General features: G+C 75.1%; 5 protein-coding genes and 2 pseudogenes. 6 read left to right on the forward strand and 1 reads right to left on the reverse strand.

Annotated features, from left to right (window positions below; genetic code table 11):
• From JKV81_RS07965 to JKV81_RS36655, 5 genes and pseudogenes are all read left to right on the forward strand, one after another.
• Positions 1-317, forward strand: a pseudogene (locus tag JKV81_RS07965) (hypothetical protein); the annotation flags it as partial.
• 159 nt (positions 318-476) lie between these two features.
• A complete protein-coding gene (locus JKV81_RS07970; RefSeq protein ID WP_129260858.1) occupies positions 477-1175 on the forward strand; it encodes a class F sortase in 699 nt (232 codons plus the stop codon).
• A gap of 96 nt (positions 1176-1271) precedes the next feature.
• Entirely contained in the window at positions 1272-2306 is a 1035-nt protein-coding gene (locus JKV81_RS07975) for an MDR family NADP-dependent oxidoreductase (RefSeq protein ID WP_202075261.1), read from the forward strand.
• Positions 2307-2333: 27 nt separating this feature from the next.
• Complete coding sequence (locus JKV81_RS07980; protein WP_124278444.1) at positions 2334-2711, forward strand: MerR family transcriptional regulator; 378 nt, start codon at positions 2334-2336, stop codon at positions 2709-2711.
• Positions 2712-2763: 52 nt separating this feature from the next.
• Positions 2764-7320, forward strand: a complete 4557-nt coding sequence (locus JKV81_RS36655) for a HEAT repeat domain-containing protein (RefSeq protein ID WP_202075262.1) — start codon at positions 2764-2766, stop codon at positions 7318-7320.
• A gap of 4 nt (positions 7321-7324) precedes the next feature.
• Here JKV81_RS36655 and JKV81_RS07990 read toward each other — a convergent pair whose 3' ends face one another.
• Positions 7325-7900, reverse strand: a complete 576-nt coding sequence (locus tag JKV81_RS07990) for a DNA polymerase ligase N-terminal domain-containing protein (RefSeq protein ID WP_129260854.1) — start codon at positions 7898-7900, stop codon at positions 7325-7327.
• 375 nt (positions 7901-8275) lie between these two features.
• On the opposite strand from JKV81_RS07990, the pseudogene JKV81_RS07995 reads away from it, so the two are divergent.
• Positions 8276-8594, forward strand: a pseudogene (locus tag JKV81_RS07995) (glycoside hydrolase family 16 protein); the annotation flags it as partial.

Genomic DNA, 8594 nt, shown 5'->3' on the forward strand with positions numbered 1-8594 from the left:
AGAAGCCGGACTCGTGGAAGCACGAGAAGCCCGAGGGCGGCGTCCACACCGGTGGCGGCGCGCTGGCCGCCGTGTCCTCCGACGACTGGCAGAAGGACAAGGAGTCCGGCTCCGACTCCGACTCCGGCTACGGTTCCGGCGACAGCGAGAAGACCTGGAAGCACGAGAAGCCCGAGGGCGGCGTCCACACCGGCGGTGGAGCGATGGCGCTCTCCGGCAGCGGCCTGGCCGCCGGTTCGGTGCTGATGCTCGGTGGCCTGGGTGCCGCCGCGTACAAGCTGCGCCGCCGCAACGCCTCGGGTGCCGCGGCCGCCTGACGGGCGACCCGTACCGCTGGATGAATCCTGTCGTGGCCGCCGCCCTCTCCGGGGCGGTGGCCGCGCCGATTTCCCCGTACAGCCGGCCCGTACCTCCTGGACGGCGGGCCCGCCCGTACCGCAAGCCCGTCCCTCCCGTACGCGAAAGGCAGCATGCGCATGGCCGCCCCGCAGCCGTCGTCCGAAACAGACCCCGCCTCCCCTGCCCTCGGCCGTTCCCTGCTGTGGCCCGTCGCGGCGGTGGTGCTGGGCTTCCTCCTCGTCTACAACTCCTTCGACGCGTCCGCCGGGGTGCCCCCGGCCCCCTCCACGGTCTCCCTCCCCGCCGCGTCGGCGTCCGCCTCACCCGCCCCCTCGGCATCGGCATCGGCCACCAAGGCTCCGCCCGGACTGCCCCCGTCCTACCCCAAGCGGATCTCGATCAAGTCGATCGCGGTCGACGCGCCCTTCACACCCCTGTCGATCGGCTCCTCCGGACAGCTCGACGCGCCGCCCGCGAACGACCCGAACCTCGCGGGCTGGTTCAAGAACGGCGCCACCCCCGGCGAGCGCGGCACCTCGGTGGTGGCCGGGCACGTCGACACCAAGACCGGCCCCGCCGTGTTCCTGCTGCTCAGCACGCTCAAGGCGGGCAACACGGTCGACATCACCCGTGAGGACGGTGTGGTCGCCACGTTCGAGGTCGACTCGGTCGAGACCTTCAGCAAGGCCGATTTCCCGAACGACCGGGTGTACGCCGACACCGGTTCCGCCCAGCTGCGGCTGATCACCTGCGGCGGCGTGTACGACAAGAAGAAGAAGGACTACGAGGACAACGTGGTGGTCTTCGCCCACCTGGCCTCCACCAAGAGCCCCTGAGCCGCTCCGGCCCTTGACCCTGACGCACGGGTGAGGGCTTAGCGTCTGCGTGCTCCGGCCACCCGGGCCCGGAGCACGCAGACGAGGAGTCCGCCGATGACCGCACCGACCCTGCCCCGTCTCTCCCGCGAGGTACGGCTCGCCGCCGTGCCCGAGGGCCTGCCGCGTCCCGAGCACTTCCGCGTCGTGGAACAGCCGCTTCCGGTGCCGGGGGAGGGGGAGGTGCTCGTACGGAACACGTACTTCCAGGTCTTCCCCGCCCTGCGCATCCTCGTCACCGGCGGGGCGGAGGGCGCGCCCTTCCCCGGTCTGGGCCCCGGTGACACCCTGTTCGGTCCGGCCGTCGGCGAGGTCGTGGCGCGGCCGGGCACCGCGGGGCCGCCCGTGGGCTCGCTGGTCTCGCACTTCCTCGGCTGGCGGGAGTACGCGGTGGTGCCCGCCGAACAGTGCGTCCCGCTCGACGACGGCGCGCTCCCCGACCCCGCGGCCCATCTCTCCCAGGGCTCCCTGGCGTACACGGCGCTCACCAGGGTCGGCGGACTCCGGCCGGGGGAGACCGTGTTCGTGTCGGGCGGGGCGGGAGGGATCGGCTCCGTGGCGGGCCGGATCGCCGGGTTGCTCGGGGCCGGGCGCGTCATCGGGAGCACCGGCTCGCCCGCCAAGGCCGAGCGGATGACGGACGGCCTCGGATACGACGCCGTCGTGCTGAGGGACCCGGAGCACTCCTTCTCGGACCGGCTGGCGGAGGCGGCCCCCGAGGGTATCGATGTCTTTGTCGACATGGTCGGGGGTGAGCAGCTGCGCGCCGCCGTGCGGGCGGCGCGGCCCGGCGCCCGGTTCGTCCTGATCGGGACGCTGGCGGGCCAGCTGTCGGCCAAGGGCGGCGGCGCCACGGCACCGGTCGAGATCGACACGTTCCAGCTGGTCGTCAAGCGGATCACGATGCGGGGGATCTCCGGTGCCGACCATCCGGAGGCCCAGGCCGAATGGACCCGGACGTTCGGTGCGTGGCTGCGGTCCGGCGAGATCACCTTCCCGCACGTCCGGATCGCGGGCATACACAACGCCCCTGCCGCGTTGCACGCGTTGATGGACGGGCAGCACCTCGGCACGGTGGTGGTCGAGCTGTAGCGCCCGGACGGCACAGCGGGGGTGGGGATGCGGATCGGTGACGCCGCGGCGGCCGCGGGGACGACGCCGAGAGCGCTGCGGTTCTACGAGGAGCGAGGGCTGCTGCCCCCGCCGGCGCGCAGCGCCACGGGACAGCGGCAGTACAGCGCGCGCGATGTCGCCCGGGTCGGGTTCATCCGTGAGCTGCTGTCCCTCGGGCTCACCGTCGAGGACCTGAGCCGGTGCGCGGACCGCCTCGACCTGCTGATGGAAAGTCCGCCGCCACGGTGCGGCGCCTCCGGGGACGGGAGCGAGGGGGTCGCCGCGCGGAGACTGGCCGTGCTCGACGCGGAGATCGCCCGTCTGACCCGGCTGCGCGAGCAACTGGCCGCCCGGGTCGGCCCGGTGGGCCGGCCGGTGCGCTGAGGGCGCCGGTATTCGCTGGCCGGGACGTCCCGTACGCACCTAACATCCGACGGTGACGACGACCCCCGCAGACGCGTGGACTCCGCGGCGGCAGCCGGGCCGTGACACGCTCATGGCCCTGTGCCCGGTCTCCGGACTCCGGCCGCTCATCGGGCACACGGACCGCCGTACGAGGTACCGGGGGCTGTCCCTGCTCGCCGAGCGGGCGGCGCGGCCCCGGCTGCCGGCCGGCGAGGCGGCCGAGCTGGCGGCTCTGCTGCCGCGCGACGTTCCCGGGCCGCCGGACGAGTCGCTCCTGCTGGCCGGGCTCTACGGGCGCCTCGGCATCCACCTTCCGCCCGGGGCGCTGCCCGACTGGCGTGCGGCCGCGCCGCCCGCACCGGTGCGGATCGCCTGGCTGCGGGCCGAAATCCTCACGGACCCCTCGGCGCTGCGGCACGAACAGCCGGGGGAGACGCTCCACCGGGCGGTGCGCGCCATCGACGCCGGCGACGCCCACCGCCCGGACCGGCTCGTGGCCGAAGTCCTGGGCGCCCGTGACCCCGTCCTCCGGGCGGAGGCGGTACGGCTGATCAGGCAGGGCCTGCACGCCGGACTGCTGGCACCCGGGCCCGCCAGGGACCAGCTGGCCGGGCTGCTCGGCACCGGCCCGGACGACACGTCCGCCGCGGCCGCCGTGCTGGAGGAACTGGCCGAGCCCTGGGCGGCGTCGGACCCCCTGCCCGCGTCCCGTTTCTCCCCGTACCTCGGCTCCGCGCACGGCGCCCCCGTGGCGGCCCTCGCGCTCACCGCGGCCGCCCGGCACGGGCACGGGCCCCTGCTGATGCGCACGGCCGCGGACCCCGGTGGGGCCCCGGAGGTACGGCGCCGGGCCCTGGACCTCCTCGGGGACCTGGCCGAACGCGGCGACATCGGCGCGCTCCTGGACATCGCCGCCCAGGACCCGCTGCTGCTCGCCGGACCCGCCATCGGCTGTCTGCAAGGGCTCCACCGGCGCGGGCACTTCCCCGAGGCGTCCCAGGCCCCGGCCGTCGTCGCACTGGCACTGGCCGACCACTCGATCGATCCCCGTACGGTCGCCACGGTCCTCTACACCTGCCGCCGGACGGTCCTGGACCTGCTCTCGCAGGCACCCGCGGACGACCCGGGCGGGCCACGCCGGCTCGCCCTGCTCGTCGCCCTGGCCGGGCAGGGCACGGGAGACCTCCCGATCGGGGCGGCGGTCACCCGCATGCTCCCGTCCGCCCGCCTCCCGGGGCCGTACCTCGAAGCGATCCGTGAACTCCGCCACGAGGAAGCCGAGGAGGCCGTGCTCGCCCTGCTGCCCGACGCTCCCGCCGCCGTCCTCGACACGCTCGAAGCCATCGGCGGACAGCGCACCGTCGCGGCGCTGACCGAAGCGCTCGGACCGGACGCCGACGGAAGCGGAACCGCCCCCTTCCTCCGCCCGGTGCGCCACCGGGCGCTCGAACTCCTGTGGCAGCTCAACACCGACCCCGAGCTCCGGCGCCGTCTCCTCGCCCGCGTCGACCCCGCCGCCCTGCCCCCGGCCGTCGCGGCCGACCTCGGGGCTCCCGACGAGCGGGAACTGGCCCTGCTGACCGCGGGACCGGAACCCGCCGATCCGGTTGCCGCGCTGTGCGCCCTCGCCGCCCACGGCAGCGCCGCGACCCTGCCCGCCGTCACCGGGCTGCTCCTGCGGGTCGTGGGCGAACTGGCGGCATCCTGGGAGACGGTCGACACGGGCCCGCTCCCGGAACCGGCCCGCGCCGAGGAGCCCGTCGTCCCCCAGGAGATCGTGGACGCCGTACGCGCTCTGGGCGGCCGGCTGCACGAGCGGCGCAGGATCAGGCCGTCCTGCCTGGTGGGCGCCAGGGACGCCCGGGAGGCGGGGGACGCGCTGATGGCCGGCATCGTGCTGGACCTGCTGGAACGGCCGGATCTGCCGGCCCGGGAGCAGTCCGTCCTGCTCGAAGTCCTGCGGCGCGCCCCGTCGGCCCGGACCCGCCCCCGTGTGCACCGGCTGGTACGCCATCGCGATCCGCAGGTGCGCAAGCAGGCCATCGCGCTGCTGGCCACGGGCGCGACGGGCGAGGACGCGCAGGCCCTGTCGGCCACCCTGATCGCACTGACCCGGACCGACGACATCCGGACCGTACGGCAGGCGCTGCTCGCCCTCGGCCGTGCCGAGGCCCGCTGGGCCTGCACGGCGGTCGCGGCCCTCCTGGACCACCCCACCATGAACATCAGGAAGACCGCCGCGTCGGCCCTGGCGCGCGCGGGGACCCAGGCCGCCGTGCCCGGACTGCTGCGCTCACTCGGCCGCGACGACAACCCGGGACTGCGCACAGGACTCGTCGCCGCCCTGCGCGCGGTGCTGGGCGACGCCTGGACGGCGACACTCCTCGCCGCAGCCGCACGCACCGGGGAACCCCGCGCACGCGCGCTGCTGCTGCGGGGCCTCGACGGCGCCCTGGCCTCCCGTACGGTCCTCGCCCTGGCCGCCCAGGGCTCCCCGGTCGTGCCGGACCTCCTCGCCCTGGTGGCCGACGGCCGGATCCGCCTCGGGACGGGGAGTGCCACCGCCGATCTCGCGGAGCTGTCCGCGGAGTACGGGATCACGCACTCCGCCCACCCGCGGGCCGGGGACGCGGACTCCTGGGCCGCCGATCTCGCCGACCACGGCTGGAGCGCCCCGGTCGCCCTGCGCCTCGCCGACAGCCCGGACGCGCTGCGGGCCCGCCGCCTGCCGGAGCTGCGGCCGATGCTGGAGCACTGGCTGGACCTGGCCGCGGCCGTCCCGGAGGCCGCCCGGGACCGGGTCCTCGGTCTCGTCGTACGGCTGTGTCCCGCGCCGTGGCCGCCTGGCGAGCTGGACCGCTTCGCCGGGTACGCCCGGGTGCTGACCGAGGGGCTCGCGGGGGAGCGGGGACACCGGGCCGGGCTCCTCTCCGTACTCGGGGCCGTGGCGCCCCGGCTGTCCGGACCCGAGCGCGTGGAACTCGCCGACGCCGTACGCGCCTTGTCGCCCCCGGAGCATGTGGGGGCGCTGCGGCTGCTCCGGGCCTGTGACGCCGTACCGGTCAGGGAGGACCTGGACCGTGCGCTCGCCGCCGCCCGCCTCGACGCCCACGTACGGGAGGCCGAGACCGCCGTACTGCGTGAGGTGTTTGCCGTGCCGGAGCTGCCGGAGCTGCCGGAGCTGCCGGAGCCGTCCGCCGCCGGCCGTGGGGCCGAGGCGTGGCGGTCCGCGCTGCTCCCGGCCCTCCGCACCCGCCGCGCCCTGGAGGAGTTCCGGCAGCACGCCCCCGGCCCGCCGGACTCCGGGCAGCTCCTCGCCGTGCTCATGGCCGCCTACCCGGAGGCCGGTGACGACGGGGTGCGTGGCCTGCTGGTCGACCGGATGACGGACCTGCGGCCCCTCGGTGTGCCCCCGTGGACGCCTGCCGGGCCGATCGACCGGGCTTCGGAAGTCGTACACGCCGATGACCCGGGCCGGCCGCATTCCGCTGCGTGGCGCACCCGGCTGCTGGACCTGCTGGAGGGGCCCGACGCCGGCCGCCGGTCCGACGCGGTCCGGCAGCTGCTGGGCCGGCCCGAGCCGGAGACGGCACACGCGGTCCTCGGCGCGTACCTCCGCGGACGCGTCGACCTGCCGCCCGGCGACCGCCCGGCCCGCGCCCTGGCCGCCGTCGATCCCCCGGAGCTGCGCGCCGGGGACGTCCTGCCCGCCAGGGTCGTCGTCCTCGCCCGGCAGCTCGGCCCCTGGGACCTCGTACCGCTGATCCCGCTGCTGCTCGGATGGTGGGAGGACGGCCCCGCCGCCCTCCGCACGGACGCCGCTCACGCCCTGCGCTCCGCGCCCGCCGATGTGCTGGCGGAGCACCTCCTTCCCCGGCTGGAAGCGGGGGCCTGGGGGCTGCTCGACCTGCTGGCGGGCCTGCGGCTGCAGGGCTCCCCGGAGCTGAGGAGGATCCGGGAACGCCTGCGCGCCGAGGGACGCGACGACCTCGCCGGACGGCTCCTCCTGGACGAGGGACCCGGCTCCGTCCCGCGCCCGCCCGCTCCCGCCGGGGCGGTCCGCCGCCCGGGGCGCGCGGATCTGCTGCGGCTGGCCCGTACCGGAGGTCCGGAGCAGATACGCAGGGCCCTCACCCGCCTCACCGAGGAGCACACCCAGGAGCACGGCGGGCGGTCCCAGGACCCGGGCCCCGGCCTGGAGGAACTCATCGGAGAGCTGCTGCACCACCCCAGGCCCAAGGTCAGGCTGCACGCCCACCGGACCTCGCGCGCCCTGCTGGACCGGCCGTCCCATCTGCTGAACACCGCCGCCCTGCTGGAGGACCCGCAGCCGGACATCAGACGCATGGCGATCAGGACGCTCTGCCACGCCCGCTGGGAGCCCGCTGTCCCCGCGCTGGTGGCCCTGCTCGACCACGCACACCCTCCGGTCCGCAAGGAGGCCGCCGACGGGCTCCTGCTGATGGGCACGGCCGCGGTCCCCGCGCTGCGGCACGCCGCCGGCCAGGCCCGTCCGGACCGGCGCTCCCGCTACACGGATGTTCTGGAGCGGCTGACCGGGTCCGGCGAGGGGCCGTCCGTGCCCTGATCCCTCAGTGGGCGCTCTCCCGCTCGGCCACGGCGACCTGGTGCAGGGTGCGGCCGGTGCGTGCCGACCGCGCGTGGTACGGATCGGGGGTGCCCGGCCGGTCGTGGACGGCCTGCCGGTCGTTGGCCTTGATCAGCAGCCAGGCCTCCGGCCCCCGGGCCCCCTCCTCGTCGTCGATGTGGAAGCGGGTGAGCGCGAACTCCCCGTGCAGCTTGGCCCCGTCGAGCCGGAACGTGGCGTGCCCGTGCTCCAGGGACTCGGCGAACGGGACGGGATCGCCCGCGAGGTCGTGGCTGGTGGGGGTGTAGGTGCCCTGGTCCCAGACGATCACGGTGCCGCTGCCCTGTTCGTCCCTCGGGATGACCCCCTCGAACTCGCTGTACTCCAGGGGATGGTCGTCCGTCGGCACGGCCAGCCGCTTGTCGCTCGGATTGTCCGACGGACCGCGCGGCACGGCCCAGGACTTCAGGACGCCGTCGACCTCGAGACGGAAGTCGAAATGCATGCGCCGGGCGTCGTGGATCTGCACCACGAATCGCCGTGTGCTCTCGCTGTCCACGCCTGATCCTTCCGCCGGGATGCGTCGGACGGGTGCGCGCCTGACCGGTCGGGGCCGTGCGGGCCCCGCACAGCCCCTGTCTCCACTGTGCCGCCGCGGACCGCGCGCCGCACGGCGACGGACGGACGGGAAGCGCGGGGCGCCACGGCGAAGACGGCGGGAAGGGTGACTTCGGTGCCGATACGCACGAGTTGTCCTCCGCCCGCCGCGACGGCTTCTCCCCGCGGAGACTTCCCTCCTCGGTCACCCGGTCTGGACCAGATCCTTGACGGGCCTCGGGCCACTGCCTTAAATCAAGTGTTGAAAGATACGCCCGGGACGAGCGCGTCACGTGTTCATCTCTCGGTGCTTGTCTGTCATGCGCATGACTGTCATCCCCCCACCAGAAATGAAGTGATGACTGTGCCTTCCCCCCATCGCGCGGAGCGCCGCCTCTCCAGGAAGCGCCGCACCACGCTGTACGCCGCGCTCTCCCTGCTCTGCTGCTCCGTGGTCATGACCGCACTGCCCGCCGGAGCCTCGGCCGCACCCGACCCCCACACGGCTGCGTCCTCCACCGGTTCCCGGGCAGCGCAGGCCGTGGCCTTCGAGGACAACTTCGACGGTGCCGCCGGCTCCGCCGTCGACGGCGGCAAGTGGCTGACGGAGACCGGCGACAACGTCGACAACCACGAGCGGCAGTACTACACGGCCGGCAACAACAACGCCGCCCTCG

The sequence above is a fragment of the Streptomyces silvae genome, assembly GCF_016745505.1.
GTDB lineage: Bacteria > Actinomycetota > Actinomycetes > Streptomycetales > Streptomycetaceae > Streptomyces > Streptomyces silvae.

What these genes read in the sequence shown, in the direction of transcription:
- JKV81_RS07970 (WP_129260858.1), top strand. Translation starts at nt 477, where the DNA reads ATGGCCGCCCCGCAGCCGTCGTCCGAAACAGACCCCGCCTCCCCTGCC.
- JKV81_RS07980 (WP_124278444.1), top strand. Translation starts at nt 2,334, where the DNA reads ATGCGGATCGGTGACGCCGCGGCGGCCGCGGGGACGACGCCGAGAGCG.
- JKV81_RS07975 (WP_202075261.1), top strand. Translation starts at nt 1,272, where the DNA reads ATGACCGCACCGACCCTGCCCCGTCTCTCCCGCGAGGTACGGCTCGCC.